Below are 15,961 nucleotides of genomic sequence, written 5' to 3'. Positions count from 1 at the left end.
AATGGGAACATTAAAAGAAGAATTTTTTAAATACCAGGCGCAAACAACAAATTTTGCTTCTGGTTTTGAAGTTGATTACGCGAAAGGCTCTTATATCTATGGTAAAGATGGAAGAGCCTATCTTGATTTTGTAGCAGGAGTTTCAGTTAATACATTGGGTCATAGTCATCCTCGTATTAACGAAGCTATTATTAATCAAGTAAATAAATATATGCATGTTGCTGTTTATGGTGAATATGCACAAGAAAAACCTGTTGAATTATGTAAGCGATTGGTTGATTTAACACCAGAAGGTTTAGATCAAGTTTATTTAGTAAACTCAGGAACAGAAGCTATAGAGGCTTCTTTAAAATTAGCAAAACGTTACACTGGAAGAAGACAATTAGTTTCTTTTAGAAATGCTTATCATGGAAATACACATGGATCTTTAAGTGTTTCTGGAGACGAACGTAAAAAATCTGCATTTAGACCATTATTACCAGAAGTCTATTTTATTGATTTTAATAATGAAGAAGATTTACAGAAAATTACAACAGAAACTGCTGGTGTAATTGTAGAAAGTATTCGTGGCGCATCTGGATTTCGCTTACCCGAAAATGACTTTTTTATAAAACTAAAAAAACGTTGTGAAGAAGTAGGAGCATTATTAATAATGGACGAGATTCAGCCAGGTTTCGGAAGAACTGGAAAATTATTTGGTTTCGAGCATTTTGGTATTGTTCCAGATATTGTTGCAATGGGAAAAGGGATGGCAAGTGGTTTACCAGTAGGCGCTTTTATGACATCTAACGAAATTATGAGTTCTCTTAAACAGAATCCTCAATTGGGTCATATTACGACTTTTGGTGGAAATCCTGTAATTGCTGCTGCATCTTTAGAATTATTGAATGTGATAGAGGATGAGAAATTAATGGAAGATATAGACCGAAAAGAACAATTATTTCGTGAACATCTTCAACATCCAAAAATTAAGAAAATTCATGGTAAAGGTTTAATGCTTGCACCAGAAGTTAAAGATGTAGATTATGCATTACGTGTTGCTGCGGAATGTATGAATAGAGGGTTAATTCTTTTTTGGTTAATGTATAGTATTGAAACATTACGTATTACACCACCAATTAATATTTCGGATGAAGATATTATAAAAGGATGCTCAATTTTAAAAGCTGTTTTAGACGAATTAGATTAATCGTTTTATATTAACAACTTCATATAGTATAAGAATAGAATCCTCATTATTGAGGATTTTTTTATTAAATTTAAATTCATAAAAACACAAAACAATGATCTTTAATTCACCAATTATAACAGCACAGGAATTACATCAAAATTTAAATAATTCATCATTTATTATTTTAGATTGTACAATAGATAAAGTTGGACAATCTATAGCTAAAGAAAATCTAGAAACAATTCCAATGGCTCGCTTTTTTGATTTGGAAGGAAAATTTTCAGATCATTTAAATAGCTTACCTCATACTTTAGTTAGTGAAGATATTTTTACTAAAGAAGCACAAGCATTAGGTATAAATAAAAACTCAGTAATTGTATGTTATGATCGTTGGGGAACATATTCTAGTCCAAGAGTTTGGTGGATGTTTAAAACTATGGGACATGAAAATGTTTTTGTTTTAAATGGTGGTTTACCAGAATGGAAAAAATGTCATTTTTCTACAGAATTAAGTCATTTTATTTCAACAGAAAATGGTGATTTTGTTGCTGATTTTCAGACAGATTGGTATGCTGATAAACAGATTATGTTAAATATAATAAATGATGATTCGAAAATCATTATTGATGCTCGGTCAGAAGGTCGTTTTAATGGGGTTGCTCCAGAGCCAAGAGAAGGTTTAAGAAGTGGACATATTCCAACTTCTAAAAATTTATTTTTCGAAAATGTTTTAGATGGAGAAAAATTTAAAAGTAAAGAAGAATTGATTTCAATTTTCGATAACTTATCAAATCGAACTAAAGAAAATGCTTTTTCGTGTGGTTCTGGAATTACAGCATCTATTCTTGCTTTAGCTTTTACTATTGCAGGTTTTGATAAAGTAAAAGTTTATGATGGATCTTGGTCGGAGTGGGGAGCAGATGAAAATCTACCTGTAGAAAAATAATAAAATGCTTTTATTAAATAGTATATTTATTTTTTTTATATAAAAAAATACCCTCAAAATAGTTTTTTAACTTTTGAGGGTAATTTTATATTTAAGTATTACTCTTTAAATTTTTGTTTGTAAGCTTCGAAAGAGTTTAATAAATCTTTTTCAATAGCTTTTGGCATTCTTCGAGTAGCTTCGTACTCATTAGAAGAAAGTGATTTATACTCGGATAGAGTAGGTATAACTTCTATGGAATTAACCAACATTTCAATTTCTGTTTCATATTGACGTTGTGCTAATAAATGAAATGTATCATTTTCATAAACAGGTATATGCTGTTGTTCTATTAAAAAACCAGCATCTGCTTCTGTATCTACGAAATGGGTTGTAACACCAATTTCAACTCCTTTTACAATAGCCCATTTTAACGAATCTAAACCTCTTGTTAAAGGTAAAAATCCAGGATGCGTATTAATAATTTTAAAGTTTTCTACCAATTCGTCTGGTAATAAACCAGCTCCAGCTATTATAACATAATCTGCATTATATTCTGATAGTTGGTTACTTATTATCTCCTCAGATGTTAAGTCAAATTCATACCCAAAATGATTACAAAAAACATCAATAGCTATATTAATCGCCTTACTAGGGCGATGTTGATAGATTGGTTGAAAAGGATTTTCTCTTTGTACAAATGGTAATGCAAAAACTTTTACAGTTTCATAACCTTTTGCTTTTAATCCATTTAAAACATCTTGTGTTTTGCGGTGCGGTACATTGTATGTTATAACCGCAATTTTGGGTTGTGACATTATTAATTATTCAATAAATAATTGATATGGTAACTAACTAAATTATCTATTGGTTTTCTAATAATATGACCAACAGTTAAGTGATATTCAGCTGCTACAGAACGAATAATATCTTCGTAAATGTGAGCAATAGAACCAATGAAATTTAATTCTGAATGACGAGCTTCTTCGTATGGTAAAATTTGATATTCTATGAATGAAGACATTGCATCATATATAATTTTAATGATATATGGATCGTCTTTGTGCTCTACAACAAATTTATTGAAAGAAGCTAAATAAGTATTCGCAAACTTGTTTTGGTATACATTTTTATTTAACTCTTCTACAGATAATTTATAATAATCATCAAATGCTTTTGCTAAATGTGGAGGCATTTTTTTTGTAAAGAATCCACGTAAAACACGTTTTCCTAAATCGTTACCAGAACCTTCGTCTCCTAAGATGTAAGCTAAAGATTTTGTTTCTTCACGTAAATTTTTACCATCAAAGTAACAAGAATTAGATCCTGTTCCTAAGATACAAACCATTGCAGGATTTCCCATGTAAGTTGCATAACATGCAGCTAATAAATCATGATCAACTACAAAGTCAGCATTTGTAAAGAAATCTTGTAAACCTTCTTTTACAATTTCTTTTAAACTATCACTAGATGTACCAGCACCATAGAAAAAAACTTTTTTAAACTCGCTAGCAATTGGTGCTAAGTCTTCGTTTTTAAGTAATTCTGCAGTAATGTCTTCTGGTTTTACAAAGTATGGATTAAATCCAATTGTATTTGTTCTAAAAACTTCATTAAGTTCGCTATCTAAAACTACCCAATCAGTTTTAGTAGAACCACTATCAGCTATTGCAATCATTTTTCCCTTTTTTTCTTTATTTTGAAGACTGCTAAAATAAGATTCTTTTAACAATAAGCATAAAAAAAATGCCTGATTTTTCAGGCATTTTTTAAAATAAATTATTTTCTAGTGCTCGTGACCGTGATCAGCGATTTCAATTTCGATAAAACTTTCAGTTTCGTTACCTGCTTTATCAGTTAAATGTAAACCTAAATGGTAATGACCAGATGTTACATTATCTGTAGTAATTTGAATGTTGTCTTTTAAAACAAATTCTTTAGAACCTGCAGGAATAGAATACTCTTTGTTGAATGTAAAATCTACTGTTGCATCTGCTGTTTTGTGTTGGTGTGTATGACCATCAGCAGCTGAATGTACTTCTACTTTTACATTTCCTAATTCTACATTATCCTTTAAAATAGCTTCTAAAGAAATAACATCTCCAGGATGAAAATGCGCATCATCTTTTGGAGTTAATAATGAGATTTCTGGTTTAGTTGTATCTAAAGAAGAATCATCACTAGAACAAGATGAAATAAATAATGCTGTAGCTGAAACGAATGTATATTTTAAAATTGAATTTTTCATTTTTATTAATTTTTTTAATTTGAATTATGTTTTTTTAGATTTTGATTGATTTTAGCAAAAAATAAAATTTCTAGGCGGACCACGATTAAAAAACAAACAACTTGTAATGTTCTTAACATTTTCTACAAGTGTTGTTTTTATCTTTAGATTAAATGTTAACTCTTCTTCCTTTTTTATATGTGGATCATCATGTGTATCAAGAAAAACAACATAAAATGTAAAATGATTACATTGATGATGAATAACTTCTTTATTGGTTTTATCAATCGTTTCGAAATGATCTATTAACGAATAATGAAGCTGATTAAAAATTGGAATAGAAATAATGATTAAGCTAAAGAATAGTCCAAAAAATGGATTTTTCTTTTTCATGATCTTATTTTTTACCAAACGGTATTCCTAACATTACTTGTATATTTCTAGCTTGTTCTGGCAATTGTAATGCACGATAAAAACTAGTATGATTAAAATAGTTTTCATTGAATAAGTTAGAAACTTGCACGCTTAAATTAGCTGTAAAATTATTAATCTTTACTGTTGTTTTACCTCCAAGTCCAACTAAGAAATAACTTGGTGTAATATCTTCATTTAATGCAATTTTATCTTGTTCGAAAGTATATTTTCCATTTACGAAAAAGTTAAAATTTTCGAATATTCCAGCCGATTTTTTTATGTTATAATTTACTTGTCCAAACAAATTATTAGCAGGAGTAAAAGGTAAATAATAACCAAATTTATTATTGTCTTGTATCTGACGATTATATAAGTATTCGTAGATAACATTTGCGTCAAAATTTTCGTTTATTTTCTTACGAACTTCAATCTCAAATCCAGTTAACAAAGCCTTACTTTGTGTATATTCATAGATTTGTCCACCATGAGGAAGAATAGAAAATTGTCCCGATGGTTTTAAGAAAATATAATTACTAAAATAATATAAATACGGACTAGCAGAAATTAACCAATCATTTTTATGGAAAGATGCTTTAAAATCTAATGCAAGACCTTTCTCAGTATCTAAATTTTCGTTTCCACGTTCGTGTCTAAAACTACCATGATGAATTCCATTTGCACCAAGTTCTATAGCTGTTGGTAAACGAAAGTTTGTTCCGAAATTTAAATTAAAATCCCATAAATCATTTGGTTGATATGTAGCACCAACCATTGCATTTAAATTACTGTAATTCTTGTTGATTGTTTTGCTTCGGTTAGCGTAATAATCTGCTAACGAAGGAGAGTTGTTTTGAGTAATTAAATAATCGTATAAAATTTGATCAAAATAACCTTGAGATTTAAATGTAGCATAATCATATCGTATACCAGCATTTACTTTCCATGTATTTCCTTTTTTAAATTCTTCTATTAAGAATCCACTAAAAATATTACGGTCATATTCTGGTAACAAGTAGTTATATCCAGCTACGTTATTCGATTGTAATTGTGCTTGAGCACCAATAATTGTTTTAAAATTCTTATTATGATTATGTTCAAATTTTAATTGAGAATCATACGTAGTAAGTTTAAAATCTAATTCTAAATCAGGGTTTTTTGTTGGCGCTTGCTGATTCCCATAATGCGTATGAAAAGCACTAATTTCCTGACGGTGATTATTTTGGTAACTCGTTATAAATTTAATCGTGTTTTTTGTATCTACGCGAAACTCATTTTCAGAGATTGCTTTAAAGTGATTAACACTTTGGTAAGGAAATTCAACATTTCTATAATTACCATCATCTTGTAATCTATCCACTAAAGGAATACCATGAGAACCTGGGAAAAAACCAATTTTCTGATTCACATTAGATAAAGTTAAAATAGAACGGAATTTATCGCCCACAAATCCTGCTTGTACTTCGCTATTAATATCTTGTCCAGCAGTATTTTTTACACGTTTATTATAAATAGGTAGATATCTACTTAAATAATAAATTCTGTCTGCTGTTGTGCGATAATCTGCATAATCAGAATAAGATCCTTTTATTTTATAAAAGAATTTATCGCCACGTGATTTCAGGTTAAAACCAAGTGCATAATTATCGTTAATAGATTGATAAAGCGCTCTTACTTCACCAGAAGTCGAGTTCTTTTTAGGTAAATTATTGTTATTAATTTTTATGACACCAGCAATTGCTTCATTTCCGTACTCTAATGCAGAAGGTCCTTTTATAACTTCTATATCTTCTACATTTAATGCATCAATTTCTAAACCGTGGTCGGCTCCCCATTGTTGACCTTCTTGTTTTACACCATTTTCAGTAACAATTAATCGATTAAAACCTAAACCTCTAATAATAGGTTTTGAAGCAGAAGCTCCAATTCCAGAAGCATTTACACCTGCTATGTTTTCTAAAGATTTAGCTAAAGAACCAGCGTAATTTTCCTGAATAAATGTTTGATCTACTCGCTCTGTATTAGCTGTTGTAAAATCGTGATGATGTCCTAATACAGTAACTTCATCTAATTTATAAGAGCTATGAAATGTTAGTGTAAAAACAATTTTCTGTTGTGTATCAAATGTAACAGTTTGTGAAAAAGGTTCATAACCTTGTTCATTTATTTCTACATGATACTTTCCTTTTGATAAATTTTCAATTTTAAATTTCCCTTCAGCATCAGTATGTATATCTTTTTCATCAAAAGTGAATGTAATGAAAGGAATAGGTCTTTGATTTTTATCTACAATTTGACCTTCAAAAATGTTTTGAGCGAATGCTGTTCCGCATAATAATGTAGCAATTAAACTACATTTTATATTGATTGACATGAATACAATAATTTAATAACGTAAAAAAGTAAGTTGTTTTTTTCTGAAATTAAATTGCGTAGGGGGGTGCTCGTAAACTTTTATGAGCAAATAAAACAGATTGTTTTAAATGAGTTGTATAAAGTGTTTTATCTTTTTGAAGAAGTATTTTAGTCCATTCAAATAATTCTATTTCAGAATTAGTTTCAACAAATTGTTGCGAATAATGACAAATAGTACAATCATGATCGTGTGTAGAATACTTATTCTTCGTTTCTTGATGTTCCTTGTCATTTGCATGTTCCAATATATGCGCAGATTGATACACTGTCATAAACAGCGATATCGATAGCATTAAATATTGGATGAACTTTTTCATTTGGTTACAAAAGTATGACTATTATTTTATTTCTCTTAATTCTTTTAAATTTTGTTGTAATTTTTTTAAGAATAATAAGTAAATAACTGCGTAGTAAATAAGTCCAATAATAACAATAAACATAACAGATGTAAGTATCGCAATCCAACCGTAAATACTAGCATTTTCAACAATAGGTTTTAAATCATTTGCATGTTTAGCAATGTAAATAGATTGTCCCATTTCATAATAAAATGGTGCCGAAGAAGCAATTAAACTAAGAATTGTAAACACAATAAATAAGTTAACTAATCTGCGAAATGCAATAATATTCTTCATCAATTCTACAACAGATTGATTAAGATTAATCTTTTTATAAAACTTATAAGCAATAATAAGAAAGCCAACTGTTATAATGATACTAAAAACAGACGCTATTTCATAATTATTTATAGTATTCGCTTGTACTAGCGAATTTATATCATTGTTAAAAAAGTTTTTTCCAGAAATTAGGATGTATAAATTAAAACCTAAAAAGACAAAGAACTCACATAAAGTAAATATAAACAACCACTTTATTGTTGTACTTGATTTCTTTTTAAGCATTTTAAAAATTTGATTTTGATCAAATTTTTTCTCTTCCTTTATGGAACCCCAAATTGATTTTAAATCGTCTAACTCCATTATTGTTCCATTTTAGACATTATTTCTTTTAATTTAATCTTTACTCTATTCATTTTAACTCTTGCATTAACCTCCGAAATACCTAATGTTTCGGCGATATCTTTATAGGGTAAATCTTCCAAAAATAATAATACTAAGGCTCTTTCAACATCATTTAAAAGTCGAATTGCAGCATATAAAAGTGTAATTCGTTCCTCTAAAAATTCGTCTTTATCATCAGATTTTATATTAATAAATTGAGCTTCGTTAAAATCTGTTTCATTGTATTTCGATTTCTTACGAATTAGAGTAATAGCAGTATTTAAACTAACACGATACATCCAAGTACTAAACTTAGAATCTCCTTTAAAAGAGTCATAAGATCGCCATAATTGCAAAATAATTTCTTGAAATAAATCGTCATGAGAGTCTTTGTCGTCCGTGTAAATACGACAAACTTTGTGAACAATCCCCTGATTTTTTTCAACTAATTCTGTAAATATGCTAGCCTTATTATTCAACCTTTTATTTTTGGTTTTAACTATTTGTAGTAATTAAAGATTAAATGTTACAAATTGTAATTAATTTTTAATTAGATATTAGATATTAGATATTAGATATTAGATATTAGATATTAGATATTAGATATTAGATATTGATTCAGCTTAAACACTTTTGTTTTGCTGAGCCTAGCCTGTCGAAGCATAGTTTCTGCTTCGAATGGTGTCAAATTATTTATTTCGTTTATCTAATAAGTCTGGTCTTCTTTCTTTTGTTCGCTCAACCGCTTTTTCATGCAACCATTCTTCAATTTTAGGGAAATTCCCAGAAAGTAAAACTTCAGGAACTTTTAAACCTTTATATTCTGCTGGTCTTGTATAAATAGGAGGAGCTAATAAATCATCTTGAAAAGAATCTGATAATGCTGAAGTTTCATCACCTATAACACCAGGAAGTAATCGAATAATAGAATCAGCCAAAATAATTGCGCCAAATTCTCCACCAGAAAGTACATAATCACCAATTGATATTTCACGTGTTACATACATATCACGAATACGTTGATCTATTCCTTTATAGTGCCCACAAATCATCATTAAATTTCCTTTTAATGATAAATCGTTTGCAATATTCTGATTTAATGTTTCTCCGTCTGGTGTTAAGTAAATAATTTCATCATATTCTCTTTCTTCCTTTAACTTAGAAATCATTTTATCTAAAGGTTCACACATTAATACCATTCCAGATGTTCCTCCGTAAGGATAATCATCAACATGACGATATCTTCCTTTTCCAAAATCTCGTAAATCATGTACATGTATTTCAGCCAGTCCTTTGTCTTGTGCACGTTTCATGATTGATGCCGAGAATGGGCTAACTAATAATTCTGGTAAAACTGTGATAATATCTATTCGCATGCTGCAAAGATATTTTATTTTATTGTTTATAAAAGAATCATGAATGAAAGAATTTATTTCATAAATAATATTGATATTATTCAGTCTAAAAATCAAACTAAAACAAGTAAATTTGTACTAAATTTTTATAAGAATGCATTTATATAATAGACACAGAAGATTACGCAAAAACGAAGCTATTCGTAGTATGATTCGTGAAAACCATTTAACTCCAAACGATTTTATTCTACCAATTTTTGTTGCTGAAGGCGAAGGTATAAAAGAAGAAATAGCTTCTATGCCTGGAATTTATCGTCATTCTTTAGACAATACAATTAAAGAAGTAAAAGAAATTTGGGATTTAGGAATAAAAGCAGTTAACATTTACTGTAAAGTAAGTGATAACTTAAAAGATAATACTGGAAAAGAAGCTTGGAATCCGAATGGTTTAATGCAAACTACAATAAAAGCAATTAAAGATGCTGTTCCAGAAATGATTGTAATGCCAGATGTAGCTTTGGATCCGTTTTCTATTTATGGACATGATGGAATCATTAAAAATGGTGAAATTGTAAATGATGAAACGGTTGATGCTTTAGTAAAAATGACATTATCTCATGCGGAAGCGGGAGCAGATTTTGTTGCTCCTTCTGATATGATGGACGGTAGAATAGGTGCTATGCGAATGGCATTAGAAGAAAATGGTTATCATAATGTTGGTATTATGTCTTATGCTGCAAAATACGCTTCATCTTTTTATGGTCCTTTTCGTTCTGCTTTAGATTCTGCACCAGTAGATTCTCAAGATATCCCAAGTGATAAAAAAACATACCAAATGGATTATCATAATTCTGAAGAAGCATTACGCGAAGCAATTGCAGATGTGGAAGAAGGAGCTGATATTTTAATGGTAAAACCAGGAATGGCTTATTTGGATATTGTAAAATTAGTAAAAGATAATTTACAAGTTCCTGTTTCTGTTTATCAAGTTTCGGGTGAATATGCTATGATAAAAGCTGCTGTAGAAAAAGGATGGTTAGATAATGATAAAGTTATTTTAGAATCTTTAACTGCTTTTAAAAGAGCTGGAGCAGATTTAATTTCAACTTATTTTGCAAAAGAAGCAGCAAAATTATTGAATAAATAAATTAAGAATTAGATATAATGATAAAGCGAATTTAGAACTTCTAAATTCGCTTTATATTTTTAATAATAATCGTTTTCTTATGCTGATTTCTATGACAGAACGAAATATTATGTAATGATAAATTTAGTTTAAGTCTGGTATGTTATCCTTGTCACATTGAGCTTGTCGAAATGTCGTTTCAGGATCTAATTTCACTAATTATTCTTCGACAGGCTCAGAATGACACTTTATGTCAATCTAAATTCAATAAAATACTAAATCCGATTCTGGAATTTTTTTGATTTTAATATTTTTATCAAGAATATTATTTAAATCAGAAATTAATTCTTCCAAATGATTATAATCTTTTTTACTTGATAATTCATTATCAGAAAAATAGGAAGACATTACAAATTGCCTACTTTTGTCTCTATCTTTAACAAATAATCTTGTTTTTAAGTCAGGTAAAGATATTGATATACTTTTGCTTGTAACATAAATACTATCAAAATTAAACACGCTCGATTTATAGATTAGTTCTTCAATCTCGTTTAATTCTTCCTTATTTAAAACTTGTTCTATCTTGATTGTATCCTCTAAAAAATATCTCTCAAAAGAATTTTTCTTGTAATCAAAAGAAGATGTTTCGCTATTTAAAATTAACGCAAAAGATTCTTTATGTATGTTGTAAATAGGTTTCTTACTATATGTTTTTACAGAATTATTGTAAAAATAATATAATAAAAGGCTAGAAGATAAAAGAATAAAAACAGTAATAGCTATTGTTTGTAGTAAAGTTCTATTTTTCATCTTCCTCTAAATTAATATACTTCCTCTTTTACAAAGAAAACAGTATCGTTATTTTTTCTAAATTTTAATTCAGTATAACGAACAGTATAATCATCAATCTTCCCATAAGTTTCTAGAATATAAAAATTCTTGAAACGATAGTTTCTTTCTCTTCTTTGTTGCGCTTTAGCTCCAAAATCAGTTTTTAAATTAACTAATTTCGGAACAATTTTATAATGAGAATTACTTTCTATTCTAGAAATAATTTTATTTACATCAACTGTATCCATTATAAATCTAGTTTCTTGTTTCTTTATTTTTATTCCAGAAACATCGTTAGAAACTATTTTAATTGGATTTTTAAATCCAATTCCAGCTTTATGTAAATCATCTTTTAGTTCTAAAGAACTGTACATTTTACTACGATAACCATATTTTATTAATGGTATCATAACTACTAAAAAAATAGTAATAGAAACAATACCAGCAGCTTTGTTGTAGCCAGCCATTTTAATACCATAATAAATGAATGGAATTAAAATAAGAAATATAATTCCAAAAATAATTACAGCAATTACACCTGAATCCATTAGTTATTAATCATTGTTAAAAATTCATCTTCTGTTAAAACAATAACAGTTCCTATATCTTCTGCTTTTTTTAATTTACTACCAGCTTTTTCTCCAGCAATTAAATAATTTAGATTTTTAGAAACAGCCGAAATATTTTTTCCTCCATGATCTTCCACCATTTTTTGCGCCTCATTACGCGTAAATTTAGTTAGAGAACCCGTGAATAAAAATGTTTTTCCTTCTAATGAATCTGAGATAGGTTTTGCTTCGTCGCCAATTTCAAAATGTAAACCATATTCGCGTAAACGCTGAATAATCTCTTGGTGTTGTTCGGCTTTAAAATACTCTTTAATAGAAATTGCTATTTTTTCTCCGACATCTGTAACCGAAACCAATTCTTCCATTGTAGCTGCCATTAAACGATCTATTGTCTGGAAATGTTTTACTAATTTCTTTGCAACCGTTTCACCAACGTGTCGAATACCAATCGCATACAATACTTTTTCAAATGGTTGTTCTTTTGATTTTTCAACAGAGTTTATAATATTCTGAGCAGACTTTTCAGCCATTCTTTCCAACGGTAAAATATCTTCTTTTCTAAGCGTATAAAAATCAGCAACATTATGCACTAATCCAGCTTTATGTAATAAAACAGCAGTTTCTCCACCAATACTTTCTATATCCATTGCTTTACGAGAAACAAAATGCTCTAATTTTCCTATAATTTGTGGCTCGCAACCATTTTCGTTTGGACAATAATGTTGTGCTTCGCCTTCTTTTCTAATTAATTCAGTTCCACAAGAAGGACAATTTTTTATAAATTCTATTTCTTGTGTTTCTGGTTGACGAACATCTGTGTTTACACCAACAATTTTAGGAATAATTTCGCCTCCTTTTTCTACATAAACAATATCACCAATTCTGATATCTAGTTTCTTTATAATATCTTCATTATGTACAGATGCACGTTTTACAATTGTTCCTGCTAAAGAAACAGCTGCAAGATTAGCAACAGGAGTTATAGCACCAGTTCTACCAACTTGATAATCTATACTTAATAATTCTGTTTCGGCAGCCTCTGCTTTAAATTTATATGCCATTGCCCAACGTGGAGATTTAGCAGTAAAACCTAACTCATCTTGTTGAGAAAAAGAATTAACTTTTATTACAATACCATCTGTTTCATAAGGAAGATTTCTACGTTCAACATCCCAATATTCTACAAAGGCTAAAACCTCTTCTAAAGAAGTACATAATTTAGATGTAGGTGGAATTTTAAACCCTAATTCGCTTGCTGCTTCTAACATTTCCCATTGTGTCGCATAAGGTAAATTATTCCCTATAAAATAATAAGGGAAACATTGTAAGCCACGTTTAGCAACTTCTGTATTATCTTGTAGTTTTAATGATCCAGAAGCTGTATTTCTTGGATTAGCATATAATTCTAATCCACTGTTAGCTCTTTCATCATTAATAGATTTAAATTTATTAAGAGGAATTGTAATTTCTCCTCGCATATAAAAACGTTCAGGATAATTACCTTTTAATTTTAACGGAATAGATCGTATTGTTCTAATGTTATTTGTAATTTCATCACCTTGTGTTCCGTCTCCACGAGTAACAGCTTGTGTTAATTCCCCGTTTTCATATAAAATAGAAATAGATGCTCCGTCATATTTTAGTTCACAAACAAACTCAATTTTTTCGCCTAAAGATTTTTCAATTCTTTTTTCCCAATCTTGTAAATCTTCTACAGAATAAGAGTTGTCTAAAGAATACATTCTAAATTCATGTATAATCGTTGGAAATTTTTTTGTCACCATTCCACCAACTCGTTGAGTAGGAGAGTTAATGTCGAAAAAAATAGGGTTTTCGTCTTCTAATCGCTTTAATTCTTTCAATTTTAAATCAAATTCAAAATCAGAAATAATAGGATTATCTAGTACGTAGTAATTATAATTATGTTGATTGAGTTCTTCTCTTAATGCTAAAATTTTATCTTGGATTTCCATCTTCTAAATGTTACCGAACAAAGATAAACACTCCATTTTATTTTTGTACAATTTTTAAAATTCTTTGGTTTTATTTAATTTTAGGAATATTTCTTGTAGAAGTTTAGATAAATAATAATAAAACATTAAGCTATGAATAATTTATTAGAAGTTTTAGATACAAAGTCAAAAGCATTTGAAAACACAGTTTCAATTGTAACGACTGGCGCTGCGGCAGGAATAGCTATTTCGAAAGCTATTAATAAAAATGAGAAAGTAGGAGCAGTGGTAGGAATTGGTTTAGGCCTTATGGTTTACGCAATGTTTAGCCCACAAAATAAATTAAAGAAAGAGAATAAAAAGCTAGAAAAGCAAATTCAGAAAATAGAAGCAGAAATTGAAAAATAATGTATTTATAGCATTTAATAATTAGTCATATAGTATCTACATGTTCTAATTTTATTGATTTCGTTATAAATTCTTTATATTTGCGTTTATAAAATTTACTTAAAATGTTCCAAAATCTTCAGGATAAATTAGATAAAGCTTTACATACCCTAAAAGGGAAAGGTCAAATTACAGAAGTTAACGTTGCAGAAACGGTAAAAGAGGTGAGAAGAGCTCTTGTTGATGCCGATGTTAGTTATAAAGTTGCAAAAGATTTTACGAATACTGTAAAAGAAAAAGCACTTGGTGAAAATGTAATTACGTCTTTAAATCCTAGTCAATTAATGGTGAAAATTGTTCACGATGAATTGGCAAAATTAATGGGAGGTGAAGTTACAGAACTTAAAATAGATAATAATCCATCAATTATTTTAGTTGCTGGTTTACAAGGTTCTGGTAAAACAACATTTTCTGGTAAATTAGCAAGTTTCTTAAAAACAAAAAAGAATAAAAAAGTATTATTAGTTGCTGGTGACGTTTATCGTCCGGCAGCCATCAACCAATTACAAGTTCTTGGAGAACAAATTGGAGTAGATGTTTATGCTGATTTAGAAAATAAAAACCCTGTAGAAATTGCACAATCTGCAATTGCGCAAGCTAAACAAAATGGTAATAATGTAATTATTGTCGATACAGCAGGTCGTTTAGCTATAGATGAGCAAATGATGGAGGAAATCCGTAAAGTTCATCAAACAATAAATCCTACAGAAACTTTATTTGTTGTAGATTCTATGACAGGTCAAGATGCTGTAAACACGGCAAAAGCTTTCAACGATGTATTAGATTATAATGGTGTTGTTCTAACAAAATTAGATGGTGATACACGTGGTGGAGCTGCTTTAACTATTCGTTCTGTTGTAGATAAACCAATTAAATTTATCTCTACTGGAGAAAAAATGGAAGCGTTAGACGTTTTCTATCCAGAACGTATGGCAGATCGTATTTTGGGAATGGGTGACGTTGTTTCGTTAGTGGAACGTGCTCAAGAACAATTTGACGAAGAAGAAGCAAAACGTTTACAAAAGAAAATTGCTAAAAATAGCTTCGATTTTGATGATTTCTTAAAACAAATCCAACAAATTAAACGTATGGGTAATATGAAAGATTTAGTTGGAATGATTCCTGGTGCTGGAAAAGCATTAAAGGATGTAGAAGTTGACGATAATGCTTTTAAAGGTGTTGAAGCTATCATTCATTCTATGACAAAAGTAGAACGTAAAAACCCAAATATTATCGATAATTCTCGTAAGAAAAGAATTGCTGCTGGTTCTGGAACATCATTACAAGAAGTGAATCAGTTATTAAAACAATTCTCTGAAATGGGTAAAATGATGAAATTTATGAATTCTGCTAATGGTAAAAAGATGATGGAAACAATGTCTAAAAACATGCCAGCAGGTGGTGGTGGATTCCCAGGAATGCCTAAAATGTAATAGTTTTTCACTATATAAAATTAAACTCCAATATTTTATTGGAGTTTTTTTATGACTATAACTCATCTAACATATAATAAATAAAATAGGCTCCATAC

General features: G+C 29.3%; 17 protein-coding genes. 5 read left to right on the top strand and 12 right to left on the bottom strand.

The genetic code is table 11. The features are described 5' to 3' along the window. Position 1 precedes the first annotated feature (1 nt). Both BUA86_RS06630 and BUA86_RS06625 read left to right on the top strand, forming a co-directional pair. Positions 2-1,189: an aspartate aminotransferase family protein gene (locus tag BUA86_RS06630; protein WP_072930998.1), complete on the top strand. Its 1,188-nt coding sequence runs from the start codon at positions 2-4 to the stop codon at positions 1,187-1,189. A 94-nt stretch (positions 1,190-1,283) separates the two neighbouring features. Continuing rightward, a complete protein-coding gene (locus BUA86_RS06625; RefSeq protein WP_072930996.1) occupies positions 1,284-2,117 on the top strand; it encodes a sulfurtransferase in 834 nt (277 codons plus the stop codon). A 98-nt stretch (positions 2,118-2,215) separates the two neighbouring features. Here BUA86_RS06625 and BUA86_RS06620 read toward each other — a convergent pair whose 3' ends face one another. From BUA86_RS06620 to trmD, 9 genes are all read right to left on the bottom strand, one after another. Next, positions 2,216-2,914: a formyltransferase family protein gene (locus BUA86_RS06620; RefSeq protein ID WP_072930993.1), complete on the bottom strand. Its 699-nt coding sequence runs from the start codon at positions 2,912-2,914 to the stop codon at positions 2,216-2,218. A 2-nt stretch (positions 2,915-2,916) separates the two neighbouring features. Beyond that, positions 2,917-3,774: a BadF/BadG/BcrA/BcrD ATPase family protein gene (locus tag BUA86_RS06615; RefSeq protein WP_072931469.1), complete on the bottom strand. Its 858-nt coding sequence runs from the start codon at positions 3,772-3,774 to the stop codon at positions 2,917-2,919. A gap of 108 nt (positions 3,775-3,882) precedes the next feature. Then, complete coding sequence (locus BUA86_RS06610) at positions 3,883-4,344, bottom strand: DUF4625 domain-containing protein (protein ID WP_072930991.1); 462 nt, start codon at positions 4,342-4,344, stop codon at positions 3,883-3,885. Between the two features lie 51 nt (positions 4,345-4,395). Next, the gene (locus tag BUA86_RS06605; RefSeq protein ID WP_072930989.1) at positions 4,396-4,716 is read right to left on the bottom strand and encodes a hypothetical protein; all 321 of its coding nucleotides are present in this window, start codon (positions 4,714-4,716) and stop codon (positions 4,396-4,398) included. Between the two features lie 4 nt (positions 4,717-4,720). After that, positions 4,721-7,108, bottom strand: a complete 2,388-nt coding sequence (locus tag BUA86_RS06600) for a TonB-dependent receptor (protein ID WP_072930986.1) — start codon at positions 7,106-7,108, stop codon at positions 4,721-4,723. A 49-nt stretch (positions 7,109-7,157) separates the two neighbouring features. Then, positions 7,158-7,421, bottom strand: coding sequence for a hypothetical protein (locus tag BUA86_RS06595; protein ID WP_143147254.1), 264 nt, complete (start codon positions 7,419-7,421; stop codon positions 7,158-7,160). 66 nt (positions 7,422-7,487) lie between these two features. Then, complete coding sequence (locus tag BUA86_RS06590; RefSeq protein WP_072930983.1) at positions 7,488-8,129, bottom strand: hypothetical protein; 642 nt, start codon at positions 8,127-8,129, stop codon at positions 7,488-7,490. Continuing rightward, positions 8,129-8,629 (bottom strand): RNA polymerase sigma factor, encoded by a 501-nt coding sequence (locus BUA86_RS06585; RefSeq protein ID WP_072930982.1) that lies wholly within the window; start codon positions 8,627-8,629, stop codon positions 8,129-8,131. Before BUA86_RS06585 ends, BUA86_RS06590 begins: the two co-directional genes overlap by 1 nt. 210 nt (positions 8,630-8,839) lie before the next feature. Beyond that, positions 8,840-9,526, bottom strand: coding sequence for a tRNA (guanosine(37)-N1)-methyltransferase TrmD (trmD, locus tag BUA86_RS06580; protein ID WP_072930981.1), 687 nt, complete (start codon positions 9,524-9,526; stop codon positions 8,840-8,842). A gap of 133 nt (positions 9,527-9,659) precedes the next feature. Here trmD and hemB point away from each other — a divergent pair, with 133 nt between their 5' ends. Further along, positions 9,660-10,652, top strand: a complete 993-nt coding sequence (hemB, locus tag BUA86_RS06575; protein ID WP_072930980.1) for a porphobilinogen synthase — start codon at positions 9,660-9,662, stop codon at positions 10,650-10,652. Between the two features lie 243 nt (positions 10,653-10,895). Here the strand turns inward: hemB and BUA86_RS06570 are convergent, their stop codons facing one another. The 3 genes from BUA86_RS06570 to ligA are packed head-to-tail and all read right to left on the bottom strand — an operon-like array spanning position 10,896 to position 14,004. Further along, positions 10,896-11,441 (bottom strand): hypothetical protein, encoded by a 546-nt coding sequence (locus tag BUA86_RS06570; protein WP_072930979.1) that lies wholly within the window; start codon positions 11,439-11,441, stop codon positions 10,896-10,898. 11 nt (positions 11,442-11,452) lie between these two features. Next, positions 11,453-12,010 (bottom strand): hypothetical protein, encoded by a 558-nt coding sequence (locus BUA86_RS06565; protein WP_072930978.1) that lies wholly within the window; start codon positions 12,008-12,010, stop codon positions 11,453-11,455. Beyond that, positions 12,010-14,004: an NAD-dependent DNA ligase LigA gene (gene ligA / locus BUA86_RS06560; protein ID WP_072930977.1), complete on the bottom strand. Its 1,995-nt coding sequence runs from the start codon at positions 14,002-14,004 to the stop codon at positions 12,010-12,012. The genes BUA86_RS06565 and ligA overlap by 1 nt, the downstream gene beginning before the upstream one ends. A gap of 132 nt (positions 14,005-14,136) precedes the next feature. On the opposite strand from ligA, the gene BUA86_RS06555 reads away from it, so the two are divergent. After that, complete coding sequence (locus BUA86_RS06555; RefSeq protein ID WP_072930976.1) at positions 14,137-14,391, top strand: lipopolysaccharide assembly protein LapA domain-containing protein; 255 nt, start codon at positions 14,137-14,139, stop codon at positions 14,389-14,391. Between the two features lie 104 nt (positions 14,392-14,495). After that, on the top strand, positions 14,496-15,863 hold the full coding sequence (ffh, locus tag BUA86_RS06550) for a signal recognition particle protein (RefSeq protein ID WP_072930973.1): 1,368 nt from the start codon (positions 14,496-14,498) through the stop codon (positions 15,861-15,863). Positions 15,864-15,961 lie beyond the last annotated feature (98 nt).

The sequence above is a fragment of the Chishuiella changwenlii genome, assembly GCF_900142565.1.
In the GTDB taxonomy this organism is placed as follows: Bacteria; Bacteroidota; Bacteroidia; order Flavobacteriales; family Weeksellaceae; genus Empedobacter; species Empedobacter changwenlii.
This window is presented reverse-complemented; position numbering and strand designations above follow the sequence as displayed.